We start from the raw sequence: 25,456 nt of genomic DNA, 5'->3' as shown, positions 1-25,456 counted from the left end.
GCAAGGAACAGGCGGCCGTGTCTTGTCAAAAACGGCACGCGCGGGCAGTTCACAGCCGCTGTTCACCGGGGACTTCGTCGGGCAGGAGCAGGCTGGTGATCCGGCCCGGTACCCGGTCCAGGGCCGAGCCCGGCGGCAGCCCGCCGCGCAGGGCCGCGATGCGGGAGGGCGGCAGCCCGGTCAGAGCCTTCACGTCCCGGCCGAAGTGGGCCTGGTCGTGGTAGCCGCAGGCCGCCGCGACCTGGGCCGGGGCCACCCCGGCCGCGAGCAGCCGCAGGGCGTGCTGGAGCCGGAACACCCGGGCGATGCCCTTGGGGGACAGGCCGACCTGTTCGCGGAAGCGGGCGCGCAGCGTACGGGCGCTCCAGCCGGTCTCGGCGGCGGCCAGGGCCAGGGAGCCGCTGTCGGCCCACAGCCGGGACAGGGCCCCGCGGACCTCGGGCGCGGCGACCGGCCCCCCCTCCAGGCGGGCGGTGAACACCGCGTCGAGCAGGTCGAAGCGCTCGGGCCAGGAGTCGAGATCCCGGAGCCGCTCGGCCAGGTACCGGCCGGCGGCCCCGAGCACGTCGGCGGGGTCCACGCGGGCCTCCCCGAAGTGCGTCACGGGGATGCCGAAGAGCCGGTAGGCGCCGAGCGGGCTCATGTTCACCTCCAGTCCGTGCACGGCGCCCGCGTGCACCCCGATCGCCCAGCCGGTGCGCGGGCCGCTGATCAGGGCCCCGGCGGCGGGCCGCAGGGGGGCGGACGGCTCCTCCCCGCCACGGGAGACCCACAGGCCCTCGCCGAAGGGGAAGACGAGGGTCACGTACCCGGTGGGGAGCTCCAGCCTGCGCCGGGGCGCGGTGAACTCCGTACGGAACCCGGTGTAGTTGACGACGTGCGGGCGCAGCGCGGCGGCGGGCCTGCGGCGGCTCGCGCCCGCGGGGACGCCCGGCGGTGCTGCTGTCGGTGTGGCCGGCCGTACGGACATGTCGACGGAACCCATCGCCGGCCTCCCCCGCCTGCTGCGCAGATGATGACAGGCGGCGGGCGCCCGGGGCCATACCCGGCGCGGGCCCGTCCGCTCAGGCGGGAGCGAACAGCACCTTCGCCCGGCCCGGGTCGGCCTCCGTCAGCCGGACCCGGATGCGGTCGCCCAGCGGCAGCCGCGCGGACGGCGACTCGACCCGGCCGACCACCGCCGGCTCCTCCAGGTGGATCGTGCCGACGAGCGGCTCGTGCTCCTTGACGTCGATCACGGTCGCCTCGAAGGTCTCCCCGACGTGATCCTTCAGCAGGGCCGCCTCGACGAGGTCCACGCACTCCCGCTCGGCCGTGTTGGCCAGCCTGCTCCCGTCCGACATCCGCTGCGGGAGCGCGTCCAGCGCGGCCGTCGCCCACGCCGGGGGCTCGACCCCGGCCACCGCCGCCACGCACAGCTCGCCCGTGTACCGGTCGACGAGCCGGCGCAGCGGGGCGGTGCAGTGCGCGTACGGGGCCGCCACCGCGGCGTGCAGGAGGGGCTCCGGGGTCGCGCCGCCGGTGAACACCGTGTAGCCCGCGCCGCGCAGCAGGGCCGTGCACTCCTGGAGGAACGCGGCGTGGGCGGGGAGGTGCGGGTCGAGGCTGCGGACGAGTTCGGCGTACGGCATGTGGTGCGGCCAGTCGATCCGCAGGGCGGTGGCGGTGCGCCGGAGCCGGCCGACGGCCCCGTCGGGGGCGCTGGGGAGGGTGCGCAGGATGCCGGCGCCGGCGGCGAGCATCAGCTCGGCGGCGGCCATGCCGGCCATCAGGGAGATCTGGGCGTTCCAGCCGTCCGCGGGGAGCGGGGCCCGGTAGGCGAGGGAGTACGAGCCGTTCTGCGCGACGATCTCCTGCTCGGGCACGTTCAGCGAGACCCCGCCGCGCTCCTGCTCCAGGGTTTCGCGGAGCCGGCCGATGTCCCCGAGGAGGGCGACGGGCTCTTCGGCGGTCCGGGAGTCGATGGCCTGCTGGACGCCGTCGTAGTCCAGCTTGGCCCGGCTGCGGACCAGGGCGCGGCGGACCTCGGTGGTCTCCACGCGTCCGGCGGAGTCCAGGTCGAAGCGCCACAGCAGCGCCGGGCAGGTCTGGCCGGGCAGCAGGCTGGCCGCGCCCTCGGAGAGGACGGGCGGATGGAGGGGGATCCGGCCGTCGGGGAAGTAGAGGGTGGTGACGCGGCGGTGGGCCTCGGCGTCGAGGGCGCCGCCGGGGGTGACGAAGGCGGCGACGTCGGCGATGGCGTAGTGCACGCGGTAGCCGCCGCCGCTCGCACGCTTCGCCAGGTGCATGGCCTGGTCCAGGTCGCGGGAGGCGGGCGGGTCGATGGTGAACAGGGGGAGGTCGGTGGCGTCGAGGTCGGGGAGGTGCGGGGCGCGGACCGCCTGCTCGGCCTCGGCGAGCACCGGAGCCGGGAACTCCGCGGGCACGCCCAGCTCTGTGCGCAGTTCACGCAGCGCGGCCCGCAGGGCAGCCCCGTCTGCGCCGGTCATGTGCATATGACGGCGTGGCATGGGTCGAGCGTATTGCGGGTGGGCGTCGGCGGCGCGGCGAGCCGTTTACCCTGGCTCGGGGGCCGCACCCCCTGCGCCGTGTCGTACTGAAGGAGAACCACCGTGCTCGTGCTGCTGCCGCCGTCCGAGGGAAAGGCCGCCGGCGGCTCCGGCGCGCCCCTGGAGCCGGAGACGCTGTCGCTGCCGGGACTGGCCGGGGCGCGGGCGGCCGTGCTGGAGGAGCTGGTCGAGCTGTGCGCGGGGGACGAGACGAAGGCCCGCGAGGTGCTCGGCCTGAGCGAGGGGCTGCGCGGCGAGGTGGCCAAGAACGCCGGGCTGCGCTCCGCGGTGGCCCGGCCGGCTGGGGAGATCTACACCGGCGTCCTGTACGACGCGCTGGGCCTGGCCGACCTGCCGGCGGCGGCGCGGGCGTCGGCGGAGCAGTCGCTGATGGTGTTCTCGGGTCTGTGGGGCGCGGTCCGGGTGACGGACCGGATCCCCTCGTACCGCTGCTCGATGGGGGTGAAGCTGCCGGGGCTGGGCGCACTGGGGGCGTACTGGCGGGAGCCCATGGCGGCGGTGCTGCCGGCCGCGGCGGGGGACGGGCTGGTACTGGACCTGCGCTCCTCGGCCTATGCGTCGGCGTGGAAGCCCAAGGGTGAGGTGGCGGGGCGCACGGCGACGGTGCGGGTGCTGCACTCGCAGATCGTGGACGGGGTGGAGAAGCGGTCGGTGGTGAGCCACTTCAACAAGGCCACCAAGGGGCGGCTGGTACGGGACCTGCTCGTCGCCGGGGCCGTCCCCGCGACCCCGGCCGAGCTGGTCCGGGCGCTGCGCGACCTGGGCTACACGGTGGAGGCCGAGGCCCCCGCGAAGCCGGGCAAGGCCTGGTCCCTGGACGTGGTGGTCACCCGGATCCACTGACCGCCCCCGGTCCGGGGCGGACACCCGCCGGGGGTGTCCGCCTAGCGGCTCAGGGGCCAGGCCGCCGAGGGGGTTTCGGTGGTCGCGACCGCGTACGTGGCGCAGGCGTCGGTCAGGGTTTCGAGGAGGGTGAGGGGGTCCGGGAGGGGGTGCTCCATGCCGCGGATCCAGGTCACCGCCAGGTCACCGGGGAGCGCGGCCGGGGGGACCAGGACGTAGCTGCCGCGGCAGTGCCATCGCAGGCCCGGGTGCTCGTCCATCGTCTCGGGGTGGCAGTCCAGCTCGCAGGGCCACCACTCGTCCTCGTCCTCGGGGGTTCCGCGCGTCGCCGTGAAGAAGAGCATCCGGGCCTGGTCGCCCGTACCGCCCGATTCGGCGACCGGGCCGACCTCCACGCCCGCCGCCAGCAGGCGGTCCAGCGCGCTCGCCCCGGCTTCGAGGGGGACGTCCAGTACGTCGTGGACCATGCCCGTCGCGGTGATGAAGTTCGCCTGCGGCTGGTTGCGCGCCCAGCGTTCGATCTGTGCGGGGTCGGTCGTCGACTGCGTCTGCCAGGCGAAGGAGAGGGGGTGGCGTGCGGGGGTGGGACAGCCGATCCGGTCGCACGAACATCGGTAGCCGGCGGGATGGGCGGCGGGGGCGAGCGGCAGGCCCGCGGCGGCCGCGGACAGCAGAAGGGCCTCGCGTGCGCGCTCGGGATCTTCGAGGGAGGGTTTGGGCCGCCGGCGCAGCCACTGGGAAATCCTGCTCTGCTCGCCGCGTTTGACGCGGCCGGACTCAGACCCCATCTATCCCCTCACCTCACCGTTTCCCCGGCAGACCCTCACATGGTCCCACCATCCTGCGGTCCGGGTGACCGCTCTCCCCCACCGGGGGGTGGGGGACAGGTGCACGGAGAGCGCACAACGGCAGGCGGAATACCGTCACATACCAGTGAAATTCGGCCAATTGTCCCCGGCCGGCCACCGGCCCTTCAGCCCTCGGTGACCTTCGACACCCCGGTCACCGCGCCCACCCCGCCCAGTACCCGGTCCACCAGACCGTCCGCGAACGCGTGCGTCAGCGGCCCCGTCCGCATCAGCCACCGGTACGTCAGCGGCCCCACGAGCATCTCCACCGTCAGGCGCAGGTCCGCGTCCGGCGCGAGCTGTCCGGCTTCCCGGGCCGCCCGCAACCGCGTCTCGTACAGGGCGAGCTGCGGCTCCAGCAGCTGCTCGGTGAAACGGGCGCTCAGCTCCGGGTCGGTCGCCCCGGCGGCGGTCAGGGCGCGGGTGGGGGCCGCGTACTTCTCGTCGTTGAACTGGTCCACCGTCACCCGCAGCACCAGCTTGAGGTCCGCGGCGAGGTCGCCGGTGTCCGGGAAGCCCGTCCAGTCGGCCTCCGTCTCCGCGTCCCCGAAGAGCGCGAGCGAGGCGTCCAGCAGGACCGCCGCCTTCGAGGGCCACCAGCGGTAGATCGTCTGCTTGCCGACGCCCGCACGGGCGGCGATGGCCTCGATGGTCAGCTTGTTGTAGCCGACCTCCGCGACCAGTGCGAGCGCCGCGTCGAGGATGGCCCGCCGGGAGCGGTCGCTGCGGCGGGCGGGGTCGGGGGCCTTGGCGTCAGGCGATCTGCTGCTCATTCGGACAAATTATCAACGCGAGACGTCTCGTCTTTGTGTCATTCCGTAAACCACCCAATCAGTTCACTGCGCGGTTTCCCTTGAGGAGAGACGATTCTCTCGACATCCCTCGTGAGCCGTGAGGAGCCTTCTTTGCGCAGAGTCGCCACACCCCGGCGCTACTTGATGTGCCCACCCGCACACTTCAAGGTCACGTACTCCATCAACCCGTGGATGGACCCCACGAAACCGGTGGACCTGCCCCTCGCACACGCCCAGTGGGAAGACCTCCGGGACCGCTACCGCTCGCTCGGCCACACCGTCGAGACGCTCGTACCGGACCCCGAGCTGCCCGACATGGTCTTCGCCGCCAACGGCGCCCTCGTCGTCGACGGCCGGGTGCTCGGCGCCCGGTTCGCCTACCCGGAGCGCGCCGCCGAAGCCGAGATCCACCTCGACTGGTTCCGGTCCCACGGCTTCGAGCACGTCCACGAGCCGTCCCACGTCAACGAGGGCGAGGGCGATTTCGCCGTCACCGCCACCTACATCCTGGCCGGCCGGGGCTTCCGCTCCAGCCCGCTCTCGCACGACGAGGCCCAGGAGTTCTTCGGCCGCCCGGTCATCGGCCTCGACCTGGTGGACCCGCGCTACTACCACCTGGACACGGCGCTGTGCGTGCTCGACGGCGACGAGGTCATGTACTACCCGCCCGCGTTCTCGCCCGGCAGCCGGGCCGTGCTCCGGCGGCTGTTCCCGGACGCGCTCGTCGCCGGTGACGAGGACGCGGCGGCCCTCGGCCTGAACGCGGTCTCCGACGGCCGCAACGTGCTGCTCCCGCAGGCGGCGGCCGGACTGTTCCAGCCCCTGCGGGAGCGGGGCTTCGAGCCCGTCCCGATGGACCTGGGCGAGCTGCTCAAGGGTGGCGGCAGCGTGAAGTGCTGCACCCAGGAGCTGCGGATGTAGCGGCTGCGCGGTCCTACCGCGTGGCCGGCGGCCACTCCTGCCCCCAGTCGGCGTCCCGCGCCGCCTTGTAGAGGTCACCGTGGCGCTTGGTCACGTTGACCCGGGTCAGGCCCTCGTCCTCGGGACCGCACAGTTCCAGCAGGACGAGCCCCTTCCGGATCTGCGGCCTCCGCGTGATCCGGGAGGGGGCGGGCTCCACCGGGAAGCGGGTCGCGGCCACGTAGCTGAACTTCTCGTCCTCGTACGGGAGGGACCCGCCCTTGACCTTCCGGTGCAGGGAGGACCGGCTGACCCGCGCCGAGAAGTGGCACCAGTCCTGGCCGACCTCGATCGGGCAGGTGCCGTCGTGCGGGCAGGGGGCCGCGACCTTCAGCCCCGCCTCGATCAGCTGGTCGCGGGCCTCGCGGATGCGCAGGTACCCCTCGGGCGTGCCCGGTTCGATCAGTACCACGGCCTGCCCGGTGCGGGCCGCCTCGGAGACCACGGCCCGGCGGGCCTCCGGCGTCAGCTCGCCGAGTACGTACGACACCGTCACGAGGTCCGCCTCGGGGAGCGCCAGCCCGGATCCGATGACGGCCCGGCGCCACTCGGCGGTACGCAGCACCTGCGAACCGGAGGCGGCCGCGAGCTCCTTGCCGAGGGCCAGCGCCGGCTCCGCCCAGTCCAGGACCGCGGTGTCGCGCGGGCCGTCCCAGGTGGCGTCCACCGCCCAGGTCGCCGCGCCCGTGCCGCCGCCCACGTCCACGTGGGAGCCCGGGGACCACTGCGGGGCGGCCTCGGCGAGGGCGTCCAGGGCGGACCGTACGGCCTCGAAGGTGGCCGGCATCCGGTACGCCGCGTACGCCGCCACGTCGGAGCGGTCGCGCAGGATGGGCGCGTCGGTGGGGGTCAGGCCGCGGTAGTTGGCGATCAGCCGGTCGACGGCGGCCGTGGCCTGCTTCGGCGGGATCCCGTCGAGCAGCCCGCCCAGCGCGGACCGCAGCGTTTCGGCGGTGGTGGGCACGGAGGCGGAGGCGGAGGCGTTCACCAGCGAAGTTTACGGCGCCCGCGGGGTCCGGGACGCCGCCAGGGGGTGTCGTCGAAGTCCCGTCTGACCGGCGCGGTCTGGCACGCGCGCTCGCGGCGTTGTCGTCGGTCGACGACGCGAGCGTCGCCTCCCTCCTCCGCCTTGCGATCACACGCACCAGACCACGCCGGCCCCGCCCTCACGGGCGGCCGACGCTACTTCGACGACACCCCCTGGGGCGCCCCGGAAGCCCGGATCAGACGGCGGAGTCCCGGTTCTGCCAGGGCCGGCACATGGCGGCGAAGCAGGCCACCGCCAGCAGCGAGCACACCAGCTGGACCAGGGCCATCGGCACCGCCGTGTCCTCGCCCGCGATCCCGACCAGCGGCGAGGCGATCGCCCCGACCAGGAAGGAGGAGGTGCCCAGCAGGGCCGAGGCCGAGCCGGCCGCGTGCGGCGTGCGCATCAGCGCCAGCGCGTTGGTGTTCGGCAGGACCATGCCCATCGCCGACATCAGCACGAACAGCGCCGACGCGATCGGGACCAGCCCGACCTCCCCGAACACCCCGATGGACATCAGCAGCAGCGAGAGCGAGGCCGCCGTGATGACGGCGAGCCCGCCGCCCAGCACCTTGTCCAGGCGGACCCGGCCGACCAGCAGTTTGCCGTTGACCTGCCCGGCGGCGATCAGGCCGACGGAGTTGAGGCCGAACAGCAGGCTGAAGGCCTGCGGCGAAGCCCCGTAGATCTCCTGCACCACGAAGGGCGAGGCCGAGATGTACGAGAACAGCGTGGCGAAGGCGAAGCCGCCGGCCACCGTGTACCCGGCGAAGACGCGGTCGGCCAGCAGCCCCCGCATGGTCCGCAGCGCGGAGCCCACACCGCCGGTCTGCCGCTGCTCGGGCGGCAGGGTCTCGCCGAGGCTGCGCCAGACGACGAGGGTGAGCACGGCGCCGACGCCGGTGAGGACCACGAACACCCCGCGCCAGTCGGCGAAGCGCAGGATCTGGCCGCCGATGAGCGGGGCGATGATCGGGGCCACGCCGGAGATCAGCATCAGCGTGGAGAAGAACCGGGCCATCTCGACCCCGTCGTACAGATCGCGTACGACGGCCCGCGCGATGACGATCGCGGCCGATCCGGCCAGGCCCTGGAGCAGCCGGAAGCCGATCAGCAGTTCGGCGGTCGGCGCGAGGGCGCAGATCGCGGTGGCGAGGACGTAGACGACCATGCCGATCAGCAGGGGCCTGCGGCGGCCCCACTTGTCGCTCATCGGGCCGACGACGAGCTGGCCCAGCGCCATGCCGGCGAGGCAGGCGGTGAGGGTGAGCTGGATCGTGGCGGCCGGGCTGTGCAGGGCGCCGGTGACCTGCGGCAGGGCCGGCAGGTACATGTCCATGGACAGCGGGGGGAGGGCGCTGAGTCCTCCGAGTATGAAGGTGACGAGCAGTCCGGTACGGCGGGCCGCCGTGAGCGGGGCGGAAGGGGTCTGCGCCGGTATGGCGACGGTCTTCGGCGTGGAAGCGGTCTGCGGTGCGGAGGGCGTTTCGGGCGGCGGCTCGTGCGAGGGGGCCGTCGCGGGGCCTCTCTCCGACATGCGGAACTCCAGTCTTTTCGTCGTCTTTTCACACCCCCGACCGACCCATGCTCTCAGCTATCGGAACGTCCGTGGACCGATGCGACATGTGACGTACCCTGCGGCCCCATGAGCGCAAGTGGGAAGAAGATCGCCGTCGTGACCGGTGCGGGATCCGGCATCGGCCGCTCCGTCGCCCTGACCCTGGCCGCCGCCGGCTGGTCGGTGGCCGTGGCCGGCCGCCGGACCGAACCGCTGGAGCAGACGGCGAAGGCCGCCGGGGCCGGGGCGGACGTCCTGTGCGTACCGGCGGACGTGAGCGATCCGGACGACGTGGCCGCGCTGTTCGCCGCGGTACGGGAGCGGTACGGGCGCCTCGACCTCCTCTTCAACAACGCCGGGACCTTCGGCCCGGGCGGGGTCCCGCTGGAGGACATCACGTACGAGGCCTGGCGCCAGGTGGTGGACGTCAACCTGACCGGGGCCTTCCTGTGCGCGCAGGCCGCCTTCCGGCAGATGAAGGCGCAGGACCCGCAGGGCGGCCGGATCATCAACAACGGCTCGATCTCCGCGCATGTGCCGCGGCCGAACTCGATCGCCTACACCGCGACCAAGCACGCGATGACGGGCCTGACGAAGTCGCTCTCGCTGGACGGGCGGCCGCACCGGATCGCCTGCGGGCAGATCGACATCGGCAACGCGGCCACCGAGATGACCGAGCGGATGCAGACCGGGATCCTCCAGGCGAACGGGCAGCTGGCGGTGGAGCCGGTGATGGACGCCGCGGACGTGGCGCGCACGGTGCTGCACATGGCGGAGCTGCCGCTGGAGGCGAACGTGCAGTTCGCGACGGTGATGGCGACGACGATGCCGTACATCGGGCGCGGCTGACCCCCGGCCGGGGCCGGACGGGAATGCGTGCGTGGGACGGGAATGCGGGCGCCGGACCGGGAGTTGGGGCGATCATGACTGAGATACTGCGCTACACCGCCTTCTCGGACGACCCGGCCGGCGGCAACCCCGCCGGAGTCGTGCTCGACGCGAGCGGCCTGGACGACGCCCGGATGCTGGAGATCGCGGCCGGCCTGGGCTACAGCGAGACCGGCTTCCTCACCGCCCCGCCGCCGGGCCTCGGCGGGGAGCCGGGCCGGGCCTTCACGCTGCGGTTCTTCAGCCCGAAGGCGGAGGTGTCCTTCTGCGGGCACGCCACCGTGGCCGCCTCCGTGGCGCTGGCGGAGCGGATCGGTCCGGGCGAGCTGGTGTTCGCGACCCCGGCCGGTACGGTGCCCGTCTCGGTCACCGCGTCCGACGGGGGCCTGCGGGCCGTGCTGACCAGCGTCGAGCCGTACGTCGAGGACGTCGCCCCGGCCGACCTCGCCGAGGCGCTGGCCGCGCTGGACTGGCCGCAGGCCGACCTGGACCCGGGCATCCCGCCCCGGATCGCCTACGCCGGAGCCCGCCACCTGGTGCTCGGCGCCGCCACCCGGGCCCGGCTCGCGGACCTCGCGTACGACTTCCCCCGGCTGGAGGCGCTGATGCGGCGCCTGGAGCTGACCACGGTCCAGCTGGTGCACCGGACGGGCCCGGCGCTGTTCGACGTACGGGACCCCTTCCCGGTCGGCGGCGTCGTCGAGGACCCCGCGACCGGAGCCGCCGCGGCCGCCTTCGGCGCGTACGCGCGCGAGCTCGGCCTGGCCCCGGCGGCCGCCGTCCTCACCCTCCATCAGGGCGAGGACATGGGCCGCCCCGGAGTCCTGACGGTGGAACTGCGCCGGGGCGATGCCCGGATCCGGGTGGGCGGCAGCGCGGTCCGCATCGGATGAGGGTGCTGACGTACGCGCAGTCCGAGCTGCCGCCGGAGCTCGCGGCGCAGGTGGCGGACCTGGAGGCGCAGGCCTGGCCCGGCGCCGCTGCCGGGCACGACCCGGAGCTGGCCCCCCGGACGATGGTGCTCGTGGACGAGGACGGCACGGTGGCCGCCTCCCTCGCGCTGCTGTTCAAGCCGGTCCGGCACGCCGGGCGGACGTACCGGGCCGCCGGGCTCAGTGGCGTGGTGACCCGTGACACGGCGCGGGGGCGCGGGTACGGCGGGCGGCTGGTGGCGGCGGCCCGTACGGCGCTGGCCGCCGATCCGGCCGTGGACCTCGTCCTGTTCAGCTGCGACCGGCCGCTCGTCCCCTTCTACGAGGCGGCCGGCTTCACCCGGCTGCCGGGGACCGTACTGCTCGGCGGGACGCCCGGACAGCCGCTGGCCACGGACGCTCCCGGGTTCGCCAAGGAGGTCCTGGCCGACTTCCCCGGAGCGGACACCGAGGCCTCCGCGTTCGCCGGTGCGCGGATCGCCCTGTACCCGGGGCTCGTCGACCGGTTGTGGTGACCCGGACGTGCGGAAGGGGCCCGGATCGAGATGATCCGGGCCCCTTCCGCATGCCGTGCGAGCCTCAGCCCTACAAGCCGCAGCCCTACGAGCCGCTCCTGGTTTCCGCGGGCGCGGCCGGCGCCGGCGCCGGCGCCGGTGCCTTCGTGCGGGCGAAGACCCCGAAGAACAGCAGCAGCGTCGGGATCAGGTAGGCCAGCCACACCCCGACCTGGAGCCAGGTCGGGTCCGGCTGGAAGTTGAACGTGCCCTTCAGCAGGGTCCCGTACCAGCTGTCCGGCGGGACGGCCGCGCTGACGTCGAAGGCCTTGTTCATCAGGCCCGGCAGGAACTCGGCCTCCTGGAGGTCGTGCACCCCGTACGCGAGCACGCCCGCGGCGACCACGACCAGCATCCCGCCGGTCCACGTGAAGAACTTGGACAGGTTGATCTTCAGCGCGCCGCGGTAGAACAGCCAGCCCAGCAGGATCGACGAGCCGATGCCGAGCAGCACGCCCACCAGCGGACCCGCGCCGTTCCCGGCCGCGTGCACCGAGCGCCACACGAACAGCGAGGTCTCCAGGCCCTCCCGGCCGACGGCCAGGAACGCCGTCGTCACCAGCGCGCCCGTGCCCATCGCGAGGGCCGCGTCGAGCTTGTCCTGCAGTTCGGTCTTCATGTGCCGCGCGGTGCGCTTCATCCAGAAGACCATCCACGTCACCAGGCCCACCGAGACGATCGACAGGCTGCCGCCGATCGCCTCCTGCGCCTGGAACGTCAGCTCCGAGGTGCCGAATTCGAGCCCCGCGCCGAAGGCCAGGCTGAGCGCGGCCGCGAGGCCGACGCCGAGCCACAGCGGTCCCAGCTTGTCCTTGTTCCCGGTCTTCACCAGGTACGCGATGAGGATGCAGACGACCAGACTGGCCTCCAGCCCCTCGCGCAGGCCGATCAGATAGTTGCTGAACACGTAGGTTCCTTTCGAGTCCGCGGAACTACGCGAAGAGCGCCCGGCCCCACCAGTCGTCCTTGTCGCGGACGCCCGGCGGAACGGCGAAGAGGGCCGAGCTCACGTGCTGGATGTACTCGTTGAGCCCGTCGTTCTTGGACAGGTTGCGCTGGATCGGGATGAAGCCCTTGCGGACGTCCCGCTGGTAGGCCAGGAAGAACAGGCCCGCGTCGAGGCGGCCCAGCCCGTCCGAACCGTCGGTGAAGGAATAGCCGCGGCGCAGGATCGTGGCACCGCTGTTGGTGTCCGGGTGCGCGAGGCGGACGTGCGCCTGCGGCTTCATCGCCTTCAGGAACGGCTCGTCGCGCTCCTTCGACTTCCCGACCGGGGCGCCCTCGGCCTTGTCCCGGCCGAAGATGTCCTCCTGCTCCTGGAGCGGAGTACGGTCCCAGGTCTCGATGTGCATGCGGATCCGGCGGGCGACCAGGTACGAGCCGCCGGCCATCCACGCCGAGCCGTCCTTGGCCTCGTCCCCGACCCAGACGTGCTTGTCGAGGGCGGCGGCGTCGGTGCCCGCGACGTTCCGGGTGCCGTCCTTGAAGCCCATCATGTTGCGCGGGGTCTGCTCGTCCGGGGTGGTGGACGAGGTCTTGCCGAAGCCGAGCTGCGACCAGCGCACCGCCGTCTTGCCGAAGCCGATCCGGGCGAGCTGGCGGATCGCGTGCACCGCGACCTGCGGGTCGTCCGCGCAGGCCTGCACGCAGAGGTCGCCGCCGCTCTTGGCGGGGTCGAGGTTGTCGCCGGGGAACAGCTCCAGGTCGACCAGGGCCTCGGGGCGCCTGCCCTCCAGGCCGAACCGGTCCTTGGCGAAGAGCGAGGCGCCGAAGCCGATGGTCAGCGTCAGCCGCGACGGCTTGAGGCCGAGGGCCTCGCCGGTGTCGTCCGGCGGGGCCTCGGGGAGTCCGCCGACGGCGCCCTCGCCGACGGGGAGTCCGGCGGTCATCCGCTCGGCGGCCCGCGTCCAGTCCTTGAGGAGCTGGACGAGCTCGGCGCGGTCCTTCGTCTTCACGTCGAACGCGGCGAAGTGCAGCCGGTCCTGGACGGCGGAGGCGATGCCGGCCTGGTGCGCCCCGTGGAAGGGCACGGAGGAGCCGCTGAGCGCGGCCGGCACCGGGTCGGTGCCACCGGTCAGCGCGGCGACGGTGCCGCCCGCCGCGGCGGCGCCGAGCGCGAGCCCGGCACCGCCCCAGCCGAGCACGGACCGGCGCGACGGCCCGCCGGCGCCGTCACTGCCGGCGGCGGAGGCGACGGCTTCGCCGGACGCTACGGTTTCGCCGGACGTGGCGGACTCGGCGGCCGAGTCGGTGGTGCTGGTGTCCTCAGACATGTCCGTACCCCTGATACGCGTTACTTGGCGACTGCGGCGGCGAGCTTCGACAGCGGCTCCCCGAGCGCGCTGACGGCGTCCGAGAGCTCCTTGCGCTGCTCCTGGCCGACCGTGTCGTACGCCGTGAAGTCGTAGCCGGTCTTGTCGGCGCGGTATTTGTCGAGCAGCGTGTTCATCGCGGCGAACTGCTTGTCCAGCTCCGCGGACAGGGCCGGGTCGTTCTTCGCGGCGACCGGCTTCAGCAGCTCGTACGCCTTCTGGGCGCCCTCGACGTTGGCCTTGAAGTCGACCAGGTCGGTGTGGCTGTAGCGCTCTTCCTCACCGGTGACCTTGCCGCTGGCGACCTCGTCCAGCAGCTCCTTGGCGCCGTTGGCCATCGAGGTGGGGGTGATCTCCGCCTGGCCGACCTTCTTCTGCCAGTCGGTGAGGTCGGTCATCAGCTGGTCGGCGAGCTTCTTCTCGTCGTCGCCGATCTTCTTGTCGGCGAACAGGGCCTTCTCCAGGCGGTGCCAGCCGGTCCAGTCCTTCGCCGGGTCCTGGCCGGCCTCCAGGCCGTCCTCGCGGACGTCGACCTTCGGGTCGATGTCGCCGAAGGACTCGGCGACCGGCTCGGTGCGCTCCCAGCCGATGCGGGACGCGGCGTACGCCTTCTTGGCGGCCTCCAGGTCGCCGGCCTTGACCGCGTCCGCGAAGGCCTGCGCCTTGGGGAGGGTCTCGTCGGCCTGCGCCTGCACGTACTTGCGGTACTCGGCGACCGCGGCGTCCAGCTCGGGGCTGCGCTTCTCGGCGGCGCCGCCGCCCGTGGCCTTGATCTTCTGGCGGATGCCGTCGCCCTTCATACCGGGCTTGCAGGCGATCTCGTACTCGCCGGCCTTGATCTCCGCGGTGATGGAGGCCTTGGTGCCGGGGCCGATGTTCTCGCGCTCGGCGACGATGCGGTCGTCCGGGAAGAGGACGTAGACCTCGGTGACCTTGGAGCCCTTGTTCTCGACCTCAAGGGTGACCTTGCCGGCCGGGAACTCCGTCTTGGAGACCTCGCACGCGCTGTCGGAAGCGGCGACCTTGACGGCCCCGTCGCCGCTGCCGCTCTTCTCGGCGCAGCCGGTGACGGCGGTCAGCGCGGTCACGGCGGCGACCGCGGTGAGGACGGTGAGGCGGGCGGGACGCATGCGGGCTCCTGGCTTTCTGGCGTTCGGCAGACGGCCGCCCCGATCAGGAAGGCGGTTGGTGAGGCGAACCTAACTTAACCGAGGCTTACCTGACCCATGCCCGTACGTCCAGTGATTCAGCCCACACGGCAGGCCGCCGGACACGGGGCCGTCACGGGGCCTTCAGGGCCAACCCATGGGATGGTCAAGCGGAGGTCAAGTCGATGTGGCCGTTCCGTACGGCGGAACGCTCCCCGTCCCGTACGGGGACCACGAGCGGAACCCCGGTCCGCGGATGGGGCAGCACCTCCACCGGCTGCCGGTAGACCCGGCTGAGCAGTCCGCCCTCGAACACCTCGGCCGGCGGTCCGTCCACCTCGATCCGCCCGTCGTGCAGTACGGCGGCCCGGTCCGCGTACGCGGCGGCCAGGCCCAGGTCGTGCAGGACGACCACCACCGCGTCCCCGGCCGCGGCCCGCTCCCGGCAGATCCGCAGCACCAGCTCCTGGTGGCGCAGGTCCAGGGCCGCGGTGGGCTCGTCGAGCAGCAACAGCGGGGCCCGCTGGGCCAGTACGCGGGCCAGCGCGACCCGCGCCCGCTCGCCGCCGGAGAGCGCCGAGAAGGGGCGGGCGGCGAAGCCGGCCACCTCCGTGGCGGCCATGGCGCCGGCCACCGCCTCCTCGTCGGAGTCGGCGAGCGGGGTGCCGGCCCAGGGGGCGCGGCCCATCCGTACGACGTCCCCGACCGGGAACGGGAAGGACATCTCGGCCGACTGCGGGAGCACGGACCGGCGCAGGGCCAGATCCGCGGCCGCCCAGTCGCCCACCGGACGCCCGTCGATCCGTACGAGCCCCCCGGCCGTGGGCAGATCGGCCGAGAGGGCGGCCAGCAGTGTGGACTTGCCGGCGCCGTTCGGGCCGACCAGCGCCAGTACCTCGCCGGCCCGGGCGGTCAGGTCGATCCCGGCCAGCACCTCGCGCTCGCCGAGCCGGACGCGCAGGCCCACGGCCTCGGCGAAGGCGGCGCCGGGGGCCGGCCGGGCGGGGACGGAGCGCCGGCCGCGCCGCAGGAAGGGGACGCTCATGCCCAGCCTCCCTGCTTGCGGCGGGTACGCCGCAGCAGCCAGAAGAAGAAGGGGCTGCCGATCAGCGCGGTCAGCACCCCGAGCGGCAGCTCGGCGGGCCGGGCGATGGTCCGGGCGGCCAGATCGCCCGCGAGCAGGACCACGGCGCCGGCCAGCGCGCTGCCCGGGACCAGGAAACGGTGCCCGGGACCGTTCGCCATGCGCAGCAGGTGCGGGACGAGCAGCCCGACGAACGTGATGATGCCGGCCACGGCGACGGCGGCCGCGGTGAGCAGCGCGACGACGAGGATGAGCGCGAGGCGCAGCCGTTCCACGTCCACGCCCAGGTGGCGGGCGGGGCGTTCGCCGAGGGAGAGCAGGTCCAGCTTGCGGGAGTGGAAGGGGGCGATCAGCAGACCGGCCAGTGCGCAGGGAAGGACGGCGAGCACCTTGGGCCAGGTGGCCTGGGCGAGGGAGCCCAGCTGCCAGAAGGTGATCTGGTTGACCTGGCCGCTGTCCGCGAAGAAGACGAACAGGCCGATCAGGGCGCCGGCGAAGGCGTTGACGGCGATGCCGGTGAGGATCAGGGTGACGACCTCGGTCCTGCCGCCGTTGCGGGAGAGGAGGTAGACGGAGGCGACGGTGACCAGCCCGGCGACGAACGCGCAGGCGGTGACCGTCCAGTTGCCGAAGAAGCTGAGCCCGAGCCCGATGGCGGCCACCGCGCCGACGGCGGCGCCCGCGGAGATCCCGATGACTCCGGGCTCGGCGAGCGGGTTCCCGAACACCCCCTGCATCAGGGCTCCCGCGCAGCCCAGGCTGGCGCCGACGAGCAGCGCGAGCACGATCCGGGGGAGCCGTACGTTCCACAGCACGCTCTCGCCGACCCGGTCGAGGGAGGCCCCGCCGAGCCCGAGGCGGTGCTGCACGGAGCCGAGGACGTCGCCGACGGGGATCCCGTAGGCACCCACCCCGGCGGAGGCCAGGGCCAGCCCGGCGAGGGCGAGGACGAGCCCCACGACCAGCAGGGAAGCAGTCCGGGCCGCGGGCAAGGTGGCCGCGGCCGTGTTCTGTTCCGTCACGTCACGCGGTCTTTCCGTACAGCTGGGAGATCAGCGAGCTCAGCACCTGGTCGGTGCGCGGGCCGTAGTTCAGCAGGACCCCGTCGTCGACGGTGACGACCCGCCGGTCCATCCCCGCCGGGGTCTGGGCCACGCCCGGGATCTTCACCAGGCCGTCCGTACCGCCCACGGACTCCAGCCCCTTGGACATGACCAGGATCGCGTCCGGCGCGGCGGCCGCCAGCGCCTCGCTCGTGATCGGGGTGAAGTCCTTGCCGAGCCCCGACTCCCTGCCGGTGTCCACGGCGCCGGCCGCTTCGAGCAGCGAGGCCGCGCCCGAGTCGGAGCCGCCCAGCAGGTACACGGACGCGGTGCCGCGCAGGTACAGGAACGCCACCCGGGGCTTCTTCCCGGAGGCCGCGGAGGCGGGGATTCCGTTGCGGGCGGCGGCTATCCGCTCGGCGGTGCGCTCGTTCAGCCGCGCCCCGGCGTCCATGACGCCCAGCGCGGCGGCGACCGTCCCGATCCGCTTCGGCACGTCCTCCAGCGCCTTGGCCGGGGCCACCATCAGCAGCGGGATGCCCGCGTCGCGGATCTGCCGGATCGCCTCGGCCGGTCCGGAGGTGGTCTCGGCCAGCACCAGTGTCGGGCGCAGCGACAGCACGCTCTCCGCCGAGACGTCATGACCCCGGGTCACCACGGGGAGTTGCGCGGCCTGTTCGAAGGTGGCCGTGATGTCGCGGGCGACGACCTGCGGGCCGAGGCCCAGCGTCTGGACGATCTCGTTCAGGCTGCCGGTCAGCGGGACGATCCGGTCCGCGGAGGTGACGGTCACCTGGCGGCCGTCCGCCGACGCGACGGTGGCCGGGAGGGCGGGCAGCGGCGCCGGGGTGAGCGGTTCCACCCGGTCCGGTGCGGCGGCCGGGCGGGCGGCGGTGCCGGGTCCGGCGCCGGTGGCGGATGTGCCTGTGCAGCCCGTCAGGGTGGCCAGGGCCAGTGCGGTGAAGGTGACCGCAAGGGCAAGGGCGCGGCGGGGGAGGCGGGTTGACGCGGCGGGCGTAGGCACGAAGGCACCGTCCTGATCGTCCGGCTGGGGTGTTGAGGTTCCAGGGAACCGGGGGTTCCCCTCCGGCTGGAGGTAGCTTAGGTTAGCCTAACCTTATTAGCCAGCCCTGGGAGGGGACAACCATGCCTGCGAGACCCGCCCGCGCGTCGGCAGCAGTCGCCCTGTTGGCAACCCTGGCGGCCTTGTCGGGCGCCCTGCTCCCGGCCACCGCCGCTCATGCGGCCGGCCGCACCGTACAAGGGGGCCGACTCGACTGGGGCATCAAATCGTCCTTCCAGAGTTATGTCACCGGTCCCGTCGCGAAAGGCGCTTTCAAGCTGAAGAACGGGGCCGCCACGGTCGGCGGCAGCCTGTTCCGCTTCCACTCGGCCACCGGCTCCTACGATCCGCAATCCGGCGCCTTCGAGGCGGCCTTCAGCGGCGGCGTCAGCTTCCAGGGCCACCAGAAGCCGGACGGCACGTACGAGCTGGACCTGACGGTCGGCCGCCCCACCGTCAAGATCGACGGCGGCAGCGGCACCCTCTACGCGGACGTCTCCAGCAAGGCCAAGGACACCGGCGCCGTCACCACCCGGACCCAGGTGCCCTTCGCCACCCTCGGCCTCGGCGGGGTCGACATGAAGGGCGGCGGCAGCCCCGTCGCCCTGACCGACATCCCGGCCACCCTCACCGACCAGGGCGCCGAGGCATTCGCCGGCTACTACTCGGCGGGGGCGCAGCTCGACCCCGTCTCGCTCTCCGCCGACGTCCTGGCCGCCCCGACCACCGGGCCCTCGTCGTCCGTGCCGTCCGCGAGCACCCCGGCGCAGCCCTCGCAGGATCCGCAAGTCCCCCAGGGGGCGTTCGCCGAAGCCGCCGTCGACTGGGGTGTGCGGCGTACGTTCCGTGAGTACGTCACCGGTTCCATCGGCCAGGGCAAGTGGACCCTCGCCGAGGGGGCCCAGGACGGCGGCGCCCTGTTCCGCTTCCCGCAGGGCAAGGGCGCGTACGACGGCCGGAAGGGCACGCTCGACGCCGCCTTCGCGGGCACGGTCCACTTCACCGGCGCCCATCTGGACCTGAAGCTCGGCAAGCTGAGCGTCAAGGTGGAGAACGGCAAGGGCGTCCTGTCCGCCGACGTCACCACGGGCTCCGAGACGAAGAGCGCGGTCGCGCTCGTGGAGTTCGACGCCAAGGCACTGAAGACCGAGGGCGCGCTCGTCACCCTCACCGAAGCCCCCGCGACCCTCACCGAGGGCGGCTCGCAGGCCTTCAACTCCCTCTACCGGACCGGCACCGAGATGGACCCCGTCTCGCTCGCCGTCGCGCTCGACGCCACCGCGAAGCTGCCGGCCCTGCCCGACCTCGGCTCGACGGCCCCGCCCGGCGCGCCGTCGCCCTCCGCCTCCTCGCCCGCGCCGGCCGCGAAGGCCGAGGGGTCGTCGAACGCCGGGCTGTACGCCGCCTTCGGCGCGGCCGTCCTGGTCCTGGCCGCGGGCGCCGTCTTCCTCGTCCTGCGCCGCAAGCGCGCCGCGGACGCGGCGGACGCCACGGACGCGTCGACGCCTCGGCCCTGACCCGCTCCCTCATTCCTCCCCGCCCCCGACCGTCACCCCCGTCGCCTTTCAGGAGGCCCCCGTCATGTCGCCGTCCCACCGCCGTTCGCTCGCCCTCGCGGCCGCCGTCGCCACCGCGGCCGCGCTCGGCGCCACCGCCTTCGTCCTGCCCGCCACGGCGGTGGGCGGCGGGCAGGCCCCCGCGGCCGTCGCCTCCGCGCCGATGCCGATCGTGAACGGCACCCTCGACTGGGGAGTCCTGGCGAGCTACCGCTCGTACGTCCTGAACATCGCCAAGGGCACGATCACCCCGGCGGACGGGGCCGCCCTGAACGCGGACGGCACCTTCCGCTTCAGCTCGGCGACCGGCCAGTACGACAAGGACGGCGGGCACATCGTGACCGCCGCCTTCAAGGGGAGCGTCACCTTCGACGCGCCCGCGCACGGCTTCAAGGTGACCCTCGCCAACCTCCGCTTCGACACGGGCACGAAGAAGCTGACCGCCGACGTCACCAAGAACGGCACGCTCACCCCCGATGTCCCCATGGCCGACGTGGCATTCGGCGGGCAGTCCATGGAGAAGCTCGGCACCACCCTCACCAAGGAGGCGGCGGCGCAGCTGGGTTCGGACAAGTACGTGGGCCTGGCCGGCGACCCGCTCACGGCCGCCCTGCAGTTCGGGCAGCCGTCCACCTCCCCGTCCGCGTCCCCGTCCGTGACCCCTTCGCCGTCGGCGCCCACCTCCCCGTCCCCGACCCCGTCGGGCCCCTCGAACTCCGCGACCCCCTCCCCGGGCGCGAGCTCCCCCGCGGCCGACGGCCCGCAGCAGCTCCTCGGCGGCCGGCTCACCTGGGGCGTGAAGGAAGGTTTCCGCTCGTACGTGGTGAAGGGCGGCGGCTCGGTCACCCCGGCGGACGGGGCCGTCGCGAGCGGCGACACCTTCGTCTTCGCCCTCGGCAAGGGCGAGCTCGACGTCAAGAAGCAGAAGCTGAGCGCCACGTTCGCGGGCAACCTGCGCTTCCAGCGGGCCGACCACGGCGTCGACATGACCTTCGCGAACGTCCGCATCAACGCCGAGGGCAAGAAGGGCACCCTAGTCCTGGACGTCAGGTCGCCCACCGCGACCAAGGCGAACGTCCCCTTCGCCACGCTCGACCTGTCGAAGGCCGAGTACCGGACCTCGGGCGGCCTGCTCACCCTGAACGCCGTCCCGGCCGCCTTCACCGCCGAGGGCGCGGCGGCCATCGGCGCCCCGAGCCCGGACTACGCCGAGGGCAAGCCGACCGACCCGGTCACCCTCTCGGTCTCCGTCGACAAGGACGTGGTGATCCCCACCACGGCGCCCACCACCACCCCCACGTCCGCGACCGGCGGGTCCGGCGGGACCGGCGGCACGGGTGGCGCCGTCGGCGGGCGCGGCAACCTCGCCAGCACCGGTGCCGAGGTCCCGGCCGGAGCCCTGCTCGCCACCTCCGGCGCGGTCGTCGCGGTGGGAGCCGGCGCCGTCTTCCTCGCCCGCAGGCGGCGCGCGGTCCAGATCTGAACCGTGTTTCAATTCCCGCGTGAACGATCTCGATGTGCTCAAGGTCTTCTGCGCGGGCGACGGAAGGCACGGCAACCTGCTCGGTGTCGTCCGTGACGGCCGGACCTGCCCCGACGACGCCTCGCGGCAGGCTCTCGCCGCCGAACTCGGCTACAGCGAGACGGTGTTCGTCGACGACTCCGAGCGCGGGGTCGTCGACATCCGCACCCCCGGTACGCGGATGTCCTTCGCGGGGCATCCGCTGGTCGGGGTCGCCTGGCTGCTGGACATCGAGGAGCTCCAGCCGCCGGCCGGCTCCGTATGGGCGCGTGACGACGGGGAGTTCACCTGGATCACGGCCCTGCCCGAGTGGGTCGAGGGCAAGCGCACCGAGCAGTACGCCAGCCCCGCCGAGGTGGACGCGCTGCCCGCGCCGCCGCCCGGCGAGGGCTGGCTGTACGCCTGGGCCTGGGAGGACGAGACCGCCGGCCGCATCCGGGCGCGCGGTTTCCCGCGCCGCCCCGACGGGGTCATCGCCGAGGACGAGGCCACCGGATCGGCCGCGATCCTGCTGACCGCCCAGCTGAACCGGGCCCTGAACATCACCCAGGGCGCGGGCTCCCAGATCCTCACCGCGCCCGGCCCGGACGGCACCGTCGAGATCGGTGGCCGCGTCCGCTTCGCGAAGCTCCCGCCGCCGCGAACTGAGTAGGTACGCACCCGCGATTGAGTACGTATGCGCTGGGGGCGGGATGCCGGCCGGCGGTTCCATGGCCGTATGAACCACATGAACACGCCATCGAGTGCCGTCCGGCCGCCGCACACCCCGGCGCACACCCCGGCGCAGCCGTGGCTGCTGGTACCCGCGCTCTTCACCGCGCTGACGCTGGTGGCCGGCGGCCTGAGCTACGCGGCCTCCGACCTGCCGCGTTCCCCGCTCTGGTTCTCCCTCCCGTACCTGCTCCCGCTGGGCCTGGCGGCCCTCACCTGGCGGCGGCCCCGGACCCCGGCGCAGCGTACGAACCGCATCGTGGCGGGCAGTATCGGCGCCGGACTCGCCCTCTTCTGCGCCAAGGCCATCGAGGCCGTGCTCTTCGGCGTCGGCCTGGCCCTCTGGCTGATCCACGGCGACTGACGGCGCGGGGCGGGGCGGGGCAGCCGCGACACCCCCGGCGCCCGGCGGCGGGGGTGTCGTCCGTACGGGGGAGCGGCGTCAGGCGCTCAGCGGGAACTCCGCGCCCAGCTCCCGGAAGACCGCGCCGTTGAAGTCGAAGGCGCGCTTGCACTCGTCGATGATGCGCTGCTTCTCCAGGTCGTCCGCGGCGATCGCGTCCAGCAGCTCGCGGTAGGTCCGCTTGAAGGCCGCCGGGTTGGAGATGTCCGCGAAGACGTAGAACCGCACGCCGTCACCCTTGCGCGTGAAGCCCCAGGCCCGCTCCGCCTTGTCGCGGATGATCTGGCCGCCCGAGAGGTCGCCCAGGTAGCGGGTGTAGTGGTGGGCGACGTACCCGCCGGGCCAGGTGGCCGCGCACTGCGCCACGCGGGCCGCGTAGGCCTCGGTCGCGGGCAACGCGACCAGCGTCTCGCGCCACGACGGGCCGCGCAGGTGCGCGAGGTCCCGCTCGATCTCGGCCACGCGCATCAGCTCGGGCCGTATGAACGGCCCCGCCACCGGGTCGCCCCTCAGGGACTCGGCCGCGTCCTCCAGAGCCCGGTACACGAACCACAGCTGCTCGGTGTAGCGCGCGTACGCGTCCACCCCGAGACGGCCGCCGAGCAGGTCGCTCATGAACGTCGAGGTCTCTGCCTCGGTGTGCTGCTCGTGCGACGCGACACGGATGACCGTAGAGAAGGCGTCCAAGACAATCCTCCGAAGACGGGACGAGGAACAACGGAGCCCGGCGGGCGTGACGGCACGGCCGCCACGCCCGATCCTCGCGCTTAGGGTTACCTAAGTCAATCTCTTCCCGACGCCTTGTCGGTAAAACCCTTCCGGAGGGATTTTGGGGAGAGCTTTTACGGTGAGCCGTTACGGAAGGGTGAGGATCTCGGCGCCCGTGTCCGTCACGACCAGTGTGTGCTCGAACTGCGCGGTGCGCTTCCGGTCCTTCGTGACGACGGTCCAGCCGTCCGCCCACATGTCGTACTCGTGCGTGCCCAGGGTCAGCATCGGCTCGATCGTGAAGGTCATCCCGGGCTCGATGACGGTCGTGGCGTGCGGGCTGTCGTAGTGCGGGATGATCAGGCCGGAGTGGAAGGACGAGTTGATGCCGTGCCCGGTGAAGTCCCGGACCACGCCGTAGCCGAAGCGCTTCGCGTACGACTCGATGACCCGGCCGATCACGTTGATCTGGCGGCCCGGCTTGACGGCCTTGATGGCCCGGTTCAGGGCCTCGCGGGTGCGCTCCACCAGCAGCCGCGACTCCTCGTCCACCTCCCCGCACAGGTACGTGGCGTTGTTGTCGCCGTGCACGCCGCCGATGAACGCGGTGACGTCGAGGTTCACGATGTCGCCGTCGCGCAGGACGGTGGAGTCGGGGATGCCGTGGCAGATGACCTCGTTCACCGAGGAGCACAGGGACTTCGGGAAGCTCCGGTAGCCCAGCGTCGACGGGTAGGCGCCGTGGTCGCACATGTACTCGTGCGCGACCCGGTCCAGCTCGTCGGTGGTCACCCCCGGGGCGATCAGCTTGGCGGCCTCTTCCATCGCCTGGGCGGCGATCCGGCCGGCGATGCGCATGGCCTCGATGGTCGCGGCGGACTGCACCTCCGGTCCGGTGTACGGAGTGGGCGCGGGCTTGCCCACGTACTCGGGCCGGCGGATGTTTCCGGGAACGGAACGGGCGGGAGAGAGCTCGCCTGGTACGAGCAGCGACTGGCCAGACATGCAAGCGAGTGTATCCAGCGGGGATGGGGCAGCATGGCGGCAGAGAGTGGTATCGAGAGGAGCCCGAGGACGATGGCCCTGTTCAAGAAGCGCCAGGTGGGCAAACCCGGCGAGTGGTACTACTGCCTGGTCCACCACAAGGTGGAGGAAGGCCCGGAGTGTCCGGCGAAGGATCGTTTCGGCCCTTACTCCACACCGGAGGAGGCGGCCCACGCCATGGAGACCGCGCAGGAGCGCAATCTCGAATGGCAGAACGACCCCAACTGGAACGACAAGTCCAGCGAAGAGGGCGAGGGTACGAGCGCGCCATAGGGCTGTGGGGCCGTACGGCCGTCAGGGCCATGGAGCCGTAGGGCCTCGCGGCCTACCAGGGGCTGGGCGGCGGCGCGGTCAGCTGGTCGGCCAGCCGCGCCAGCCGGTCCCGCAGCCGCCGCGGCCCGCGCTGCACCGGCGGGCCGTTCTCCCCGGCCGCCGCGCTGACCAGGTGCTGCACCGTGTCCAGGTCCAGCTCGCCGGCGCCCTCCCGTACCGACAGGGCGTCGTGCGCGAGCGCGGCGAGATCCGGATCCCCGCCGTGCAGCGACAGTACGGTCGCCCCCGCGCGCCGGGCGTCGTGCACCCGCTCCAGCAGCCCCGCCCCGGGCTGCTCCGGCGCCACCACCAGCAGCGTGTGCCCGCGCCGGGCCGCCTCCAGCCGGCCCAGCCCCACCGACAGGTGCGCCGGCTGCCCGGGCGGCACCCGGTGCCGTACGAGCGTGGGCGCCAGCTCCGGCAGCCCGGACCAGGCGGCCTCGTCCACCAGATGCGCCGCCAGATGCCAGGGCTCGTACTGCTCGGTCCCCACCAGCAGCAGGTTCCCGCCGGCCGGTACGACCGAGTGCCGCAGCGATCCGGCGAAGCGGCGCGCGGCGCCGGGCCACTGCGTACCGGCGAGCACCTCGCGCAGCAGCGCGACCCTCACGGCGTCCATATCGGCATCCTGCCGTAGCAAAGGGACCTACGGGGGCACTTCGACCCGGTTCGCCCGACGGCGCCGGTTCATGCCCGTTCGCCTCTCGGGATCACGGCATTACCCTCGCCCCCATGACCTCCTCAGACAGCACTCAGAATCCGCCCGCCCAGGCCGCGGCGAAGGCCCCCGCCAAGGACCCGTGGGACCTGCCGGACGTCTCCGGCCTCGTCGTCGGCGTCCTCGGCGGCACCGGTGACCAGGGCCGGGGCCTGGCCTACCGGCTCGCCCGGGCCGGCCAGAAGGTGATCATCGGCTCCCGCGCCGCCGAACGCGCGCAGAGCGCCGCCGACGAGCTGGGCCTCGGCGTGGAGGGCGCGGACAACGCCGAGTGCGCGCGCCGCAGCGACATCGTGATCATCGCGGTGCCGTGGGAGGGCCACGCCAAGACCCTCGAAGCCCTGCGCGAGGACCTCGCGGGCAAGCTCGTGGTGGACTGCGTCAACCCGCTGGGCTTCGACAAGCAGGGCGCGTACGCCCTCCGCGTCGAAGAGGGCAGCGCGGCCCAGCAGGCCGCGGCCCTGCTCCCCGACTCCCGCGTGACGGCGGCCTTCCACCACCTCTCGGCGGTCCTGCTCCAGGACGAGTCGGTCGAGGAGATCGACACCGACGTGATGGTCCTCGGCGAATCCCGCGCCGACACGGACATCGTCCAGGCCCTGGCCGCCCGTATCCCGGGCATGCGCGGGGTCTTCGCGGGCCGTCTGCGCAACGCCCACCAGGTCGAGTCCCTGGTGGCCAACCTCATCTCCACCAACCGCCGCTACAAGGCCCACACGGGCCTGCGCGTCACGGACGTCTGATCCCGGCGCCGCCGTGCCCCGGCGGCCTCCGGGGCCGCCCGGGCGCAGCGGCGACCGGACGTTGACCGGGCCCCGTGGAGGATCTTGTGTGAAAGCCCCGGCCTCCACTTCGGGC

The 25,456-nt window shown here is 73.1% G+C and carries 26 protein-coding genes; 11 read left to right on the top strand and 15 right to left on the bottom strand.

Annotated elements, in window-relative coordinates; translation table 11 throughout:
• Nucleotides 1-49: 49 nt before the first annotated feature.
• Nucleotides 50-985 carry a helix-turn-helix domain-containing protein gene (locus OG509_RS12430; protein WP_406182494.1) on the bottom strand — a complete coding sequence of 312 codons (936 nt, stop codon included), beginning with the start codon at nucleotides 983-985 and terminating at the stop codon, nucleotides 50-52.
• Nucleotides 986-1,064: 79 nt separating this feature from the next.
• Complete coding sequence (locus tag OG509_RS12425) at nucleotides 1,065-2,510, bottom strand: RNB domain-containing ribonuclease (RefSeq protein WP_406182492.1); 1,446 nt, start codon at nucleotides 2,508-2,510, stop codon at nucleotides 1,065-1,067.
• A 102-nt stretch (nucleotides 2,511-2,612) separates the two neighbouring features.
• Between OG509_RS12425 and yaaA the strand changes: the two genes are divergently transcribed.
• Entirely contained in the window at nucleotides 2,613-3,413 is an 801-nt protein-coding gene (gene yaaA, locus OG509_RS12420) for a peroxide stress protein YaaA (protein WP_406182491.1), read from the top strand.
• Nucleotides 3,414-3,454: 41 nt separating this feature from the next.
• Here yaaA and OG509_RS12415 read toward each other — a convergent pair whose 3' ends face one another.
• Together OG509_RS12415 and OG509_RS12410 are read right to left on the bottom strand one after the other, a co-directional pair.
• On the bottom strand, nucleotides 3,455-4,201 hold the full coding sequence (locus OG509_RS12415) for a bifunctional DNA primase/polymerase (RefSeq protein WP_406182489.1): 747 nt from the start codon (nucleotides 4,199-4,201) through the stop codon (nucleotides 3,455-3,457).
• 185 nt (nucleotides 4,202-4,386) lie between these two features.
• The gene (locus tag OG509_RS12410; RefSeq protein WP_406182487.1) at nucleotides 4,387-5,034 is read right to left on the bottom strand and encodes a TetR/AcrR family transcriptional regulator; all 648 of its coding nucleotides are present in this window, start codon (nucleotides 5,032-5,034) and stop codon (nucleotides 4,387-4,389) included.
• Nucleotides 5,035-5,145: 111 nt separating this feature from the next.
• On the opposite strand from OG509_RS12410, the gene ddaH reads away from it, so the two are divergent.
• Nucleotides 5,146-5,976, top strand: coding sequence for a dimethylargininase (ddaH, locus tag OG509_RS12405; protein ID WP_406182485.1), 831 nt, complete (start codon nucleotides 5,146-5,148; stop codon nucleotides 5,974-5,976).
• A 13-nt stretch (nucleotides 5,977-5,989) separates the two neighbouring features.
• Here ddaH and OG509_RS12400 read toward each other — a convergent pair whose 3' ends face one another.
• Entirely contained in the window at nucleotides 5,990-7,003 is a 1,014-nt protein-coding gene (locus OG509_RS12400; RefSeq protein ID WP_406182484.1) for a small ribosomal subunit Rsm22 family protein, read from the bottom strand.
• Between the two features lie 235 nt (nucleotides 7,004-7,238).
• A complete protein-coding gene (locus OG509_RS12395; protein WP_406182482.1) occupies nucleotides 7,239-8,579 on the bottom strand; it encodes a multidrug effflux MFS transporter in 1,341 nt (446 codons plus the stop codon).
• Between the two features lie 108 nt (nucleotides 8,580-8,687).
• Between OG509_RS12395 and OG509_RS12390 the strand changes: the two genes are divergently transcribed.
• The 3 genes from OG509_RS12390 to OG509_RS12380 all read left to right on the top strand — a co-directional run bounded on the left by OG509_RS12390 (nucleotide 8,688) and on the right by OG509_RS12380 (nucleotide 10,935).
• Nucleotides 8,688-9,449: an SDR family oxidoreductase gene (locus OG509_RS12390; protein ID WP_406182480.1), complete on the top strand. Its 762-nt coding sequence runs from the start codon at nucleotides 8,688-8,690 to the stop codon at nucleotides 9,447-9,449.
• 74 nt (nucleotides 9,450-9,523) lie between these two features.
• Nucleotides 9,524-10,381 (top strand): PhzF family phenazine biosynthesis protein, encoded by an 858-nt coding sequence (locus OG509_RS12385; RefSeq protein WP_406182478.1) that lies wholly within the window; start codon nucleotides 9,524-9,526, stop codon nucleotides 10,379-10,381.
• Nucleotides 10,378-10,935, top strand: a complete 558-nt coding sequence (locus OG509_RS12380; protein WP_406182476.1) for a GNAT family N-acetyltransferase — start codon at nucleotides 10,378-10,380, stop codon at nucleotides 10,933-10,935. Before OG509_RS12385 ends, OG509_RS12380 begins: the two co-directional genes overlap by 4 nt.
• 85 nt (nucleotides 10,936-11,020) lie before the next feature.
• Here the strand turns inward: OG509_RS12380 and efeU are convergent, their stop codons facing one another.
• From efeU to OG509_RS12350, 6 genes are all read right to left on the bottom strand, one after another.
• Nucleotides 11,021-11,881, bottom strand: coding sequence for an iron uptake transporter permease EfeU (gene efeU / locus OG509_RS12375; protein ID WP_406182474.1), 861 nt, complete (start codon nucleotides 11,879-11,881; stop codon nucleotides 11,021-11,023).
• Nucleotides 11,882-11,906: 25 nt separating this feature from the next.
• Nucleotides 11,907-13,247 carry an iron uptake transporter deferrochelatase/peroxidase subunit gene (efeB, locus tag OG509_RS12370; protein ID WP_406182472.1) on the bottom strand — a complete coding sequence of 447 codons (1,341 nt, stop codon included), beginning with the start codon at nucleotides 13,245-13,247 and terminating at the stop codon, nucleotides 11,907-11,909.
• Nucleotides 13,248-13,267: 20 nt separating this feature from the next.
• Nucleotides 13,268-14,416, bottom strand: coding sequence for an iron uptake system protein EfeO (gene efeO / locus OG509_RS12365; RefSeq protein WP_385576912.1), 1,149 nt, complete (start codon nucleotides 14,414-14,416; stop codon nucleotides 13,268-13,270).
• 184 nt (nucleotides 14,417-14,600) lie between these two features.
• Nucleotides 14,601-15,479, bottom strand: coding sequence for a heme ABC transporter ATP-binding protein (locus OG509_RS12360; protein WP_406182470.1), 879 nt, complete (start codon nucleotides 15,477-15,479; stop codon nucleotides 14,601-14,603).
• Nucleotides 15,476-16,486, bottom strand: coding sequence for a FecCD family ABC transporter permease (locus tag OG509_RS12355; protein WP_406187550.1), 1,011 nt, complete (start codon nucleotides 16,484-16,486; stop codon nucleotides 15,476-15,478). Before OG509_RS12355 ends, OG509_RS12360 begins: the two co-directional genes overlap by 4 nt.
• Before the next feature lie 55 nt (nucleotides 16,487-16,541).
• Entirely contained in the window at nucleotides 16,542-17,585 is a 1,044-nt protein-coding gene (locus tag OG509_RS12350) for a hemin ABC transporter substrate-binding protein (protein ID WP_406182468.1), read from the bottom strand.
• Between the two features lie 122 nt (nucleotides 17,586-17,707).
• Here OG509_RS12350 and OG509_RS12345 point away from each other — a divergent pair, with 122 nt between their 5' ends.
• From OG509_RS12345 to OG509_RS12330, 4 genes are all read left to right on the top strand, one after another.
• The gene (locus OG509_RS12345; RefSeq protein WP_406182467.1) at nucleotides 17,708-19,141 is read left to right on the top strand and encodes an HtaA domain-containing protein; all 1,434 of its coding nucleotides are present in this window, start codon (nucleotides 17,708-17,710) and stop codon (nucleotides 19,139-19,141) included.
• 64 nt (nucleotides 19,142-19,205) lie between these two features.
• Complete coding sequence (locus OG509_RS12340) at nucleotides 19,206-20,663, top strand: HtaA domain-containing protein (RefSeq protein WP_406182465.1); 1,458 nt, start codon at nucleotides 19,206-19,208, stop codon at nucleotides 20,661-20,663.
• Nucleotides 20,664-20,682: 19 nt separating this feature from the next.
• The gene (locus tag OG509_RS12335) at nucleotides 20,683-21,354 is read left to right on the top strand and encodes a PhzF family phenazine biosynthesis protein (RefSeq protein WP_406182463.1); all 672 of its coding nucleotides are present in this window, start codon (nucleotides 20,683-20,685) and stop codon (nucleotides 21,352-21,354) included.
• A gap of 66 nt (nucleotides 21,355-21,420) precedes the next feature.
• Nucleotides 21,421-21,777 (top strand): hypothetical protein, encoded by a 357-nt coding sequence (locus tag OG509_RS12330; protein ID WP_406182461.1) that lies wholly within the window; start codon nucleotides 21,421-21,423, stop codon nucleotides 21,775-21,777.
• Between the two features lie 78 nt (nucleotides 21,778-21,855).
• On the opposite strand, the gene OG509_RS12325 is transcribed toward OG509_RS12330, so the two are convergent.
• Together OG509_RS12325 and map are read right to left on the bottom strand one after the other, a co-directional pair.
• The gene (locus tag OG509_RS12325) at nucleotides 21,856-22,503 is read right to left on the bottom strand and encodes a heme oxygenase (biliverdin-producing) (protein ID WP_406182459.1); all 648 of its coding nucleotides are present in this window, start codon (nucleotides 22,501-22,503) and stop codon (nucleotides 21,856-21,858) included.
• Nucleotides 22,504-22,671: 168 nt separating this feature from the next.
• Nucleotides 22,672-23,529: a type I methionyl aminopeptidase gene (gene map / locus OG509_RS12320; RefSeq protein ID WP_385576885.1), complete on the bottom strand. Its 858-nt coding sequence runs from the start codon at nucleotides 23,527-23,529 to the stop codon at nucleotides 22,672-22,674.
• Nucleotides 23,530-23,601: 72 nt separating this feature from the next.
• Here map and OG509_RS12315 point away from each other — a divergent pair, with 72 nt between their 5' ends.
• Nucleotides 23,602-23,841: a hypothetical protein gene (locus OG509_RS12315; RefSeq protein ID WP_406187548.1), complete on the top strand. Its 240-nt coding sequence runs from the start codon at nucleotides 23,602-23,604 to the stop codon at nucleotides 23,839-23,841.
• Between the two features lie 52 nt (nucleotides 23,842-23,893).
• Here the strand turns inward: OG509_RS12315 and OG509_RS12310 are convergent, their stop codons facing one another.
• Entirely contained in the window at nucleotides 23,894-24,499 is a 606-nt protein-coding gene (locus OG509_RS12310; protein WP_406182457.1) for a hypothetical protein, read from the bottom strand.
• A 113-nt stretch (nucleotides 24,500-24,612) separates the two neighbouring features.
• On the opposite strand from OG509_RS12310, the gene npdG reads away from it, so the two are divergent.
• A complete protein-coding gene (npdG, locus tag OG509_RS12305; RefSeq protein ID WP_406182455.1) occupies nucleotides 24,613-25,341 on the top strand; it encodes an NADPH-dependent F420 reductase in 729 nt (242 codons plus the stop codon).
• The last annotated feature ends 115 nt before the right edge of the window (nucleotides 25,342-25,456 follow it).

The sequence above is a fragment of the Streptomyces sp. NBC_01006 genome, assembly GCF_045162725.1.
In the GTDB taxonomy this organism is placed as follows: Bacteria; Actinomycetota; Actinomycetes; order Streptomycetales; family Streptomycetaceae; genus Streptomyces.
The sequence above is the reverse complement of the archived record's forward strand: the minus strand, read 5'-3'. Positions and strand labels throughout refer to the sequence as shown.

What these genes read in the sequence shown, in the direction of transcription:
- OG509_RS12430 (WP_406182494.1), bottom strand. Translation starts at nt 985, where the DNA reads ATGGGTTCCGTCGACATGTCCGTACGGCCGGCCACACCGACAGCAGCA.
- OG509_RS12425 (WP_406182492.1), bottom strand. Translation starts at nt 2,510, where the DNA reads ATGCCACGCCGTCATATGCACATGACCGGCGCAGACGGGGCTGCCCTG.
- OG509_RS12415 (WP_406182489.1), bottom strand. Translation starts at nt 4,201, where the DNA reads ATGGGGTCTGAGTCCGGCCGCGTCAAACGCGGCGAGCAGAGCAGGATT.
- OG509_RS12410 (WP_406182487.1), bottom strand. Translation starts at nt 5,034, where the DNA reads ATGAGCAGCAGATCGCCTGACGCCAAGGCCCCCGACCCCGCCCGCCGC.
- OG509_RS12395 (WP_406182482.1), bottom strand. Translation starts at nt 8,579, where the DNA reads ATGTCGGAGAGAGGCCCCGCGACGGCCCCCTCGCACGAGCCGCCGCCC.
- OG509_RS12390 (WP_406182480.1), top strand. Translation starts at nt 8,688, where the DNA reads ATGAGCGCAAGTGGGAAGAAGATCGCCGTCGTGACCGGTGCGGGATCC.
- OG509_RS12385 (WP_406182478.1), top strand. Translation starts at nt 9,524, where the DNA reads ATGACTGAGATACTGCGCTACACCGCCTTCTCGGACGACCCGGCCGGC.
- OG509_RS12380 (WP_406182476.1), top strand. Translation starts at nt 10,378, where the DNA reads ATGAGGGTGCTGACGTACGCGCAGTCCGAGCTGCCGCCGGAGCTCGCG.
- efeB (WP_406182472.1), bottom strand. Translation starts at nt 13,247, where the DNA reads ATGTCTGAGGACACCAGCACCACCGACTCGGCCGCCGAGTCCGCCACG.
- efeO (WP_385576912.1), bottom strand. Translation starts at nt 14,416, where the DNA reads ATGCGTCCCGCCCGCCTCACCGTCCTCACCGCGGTCGCCGCCGTGACC.
- OG509_RS12360 (WP_406182470.1), bottom strand. Translation starts at nt 15,479, where the DNA reads ATGAGCGTCCCCTTCCTGCGGCGCGGCCGGCGCTCCGTCCCCGCCCGG.
- OG509_RS12345 (WP_406182467.1), top strand. Translation starts at nt 17,708, where the DNA reads ATGCCTGCGAGACCCGCCCGCGCGTCGGCAGCAGTCGCCCTGTTGGCA.
- OG509_RS12340 (WP_406182465.1), top strand. Translation starts at nt 19,206, where the DNA reads ATGTCGCCGTCCCACCGCCGTTCGCTCGCCCTCGCGGCCGCCGTCGCC.
- OG509_RS12330 (WP_406182461.1), top strand. Translation starts at nt 21,421, where the DNA reads ATGAACCACATGAACACGCCATCGAGTGCCGTCCGGCCGCCGCACACC.
- map (WP_385576885.1), bottom strand. Translation starts at nt 23,529, where the DNA reads ATGTCTGGCCAGTCGCTGCTCGTACCAGGCGAGCTCTCTCCCGCCCGT.
- OG509_RS12315 (WP_406187548.1), top strand. Translation starts at nt 23,602, where the DNA reads ATGGCCCTGTTCAAGAAGCGCCAGGTGGGCAAACCCGGCGAGTGGTAC.
- OG509_RS12310 (WP_406182457.1), bottom strand. Translation starts at nt 24,499, where the DNA reads ATGGACGCCGTGAGGGTCGCGCTGCTGCGCGAGGTGCTCGCCGGTACG.
- npdG (WP_406182455.1), top strand. Translation starts at nt 24,613, where the DNA reads ATGACCTCCTCAGACAGCACTCAGAATCCGCCCGCCCAGGCCGCGGCG.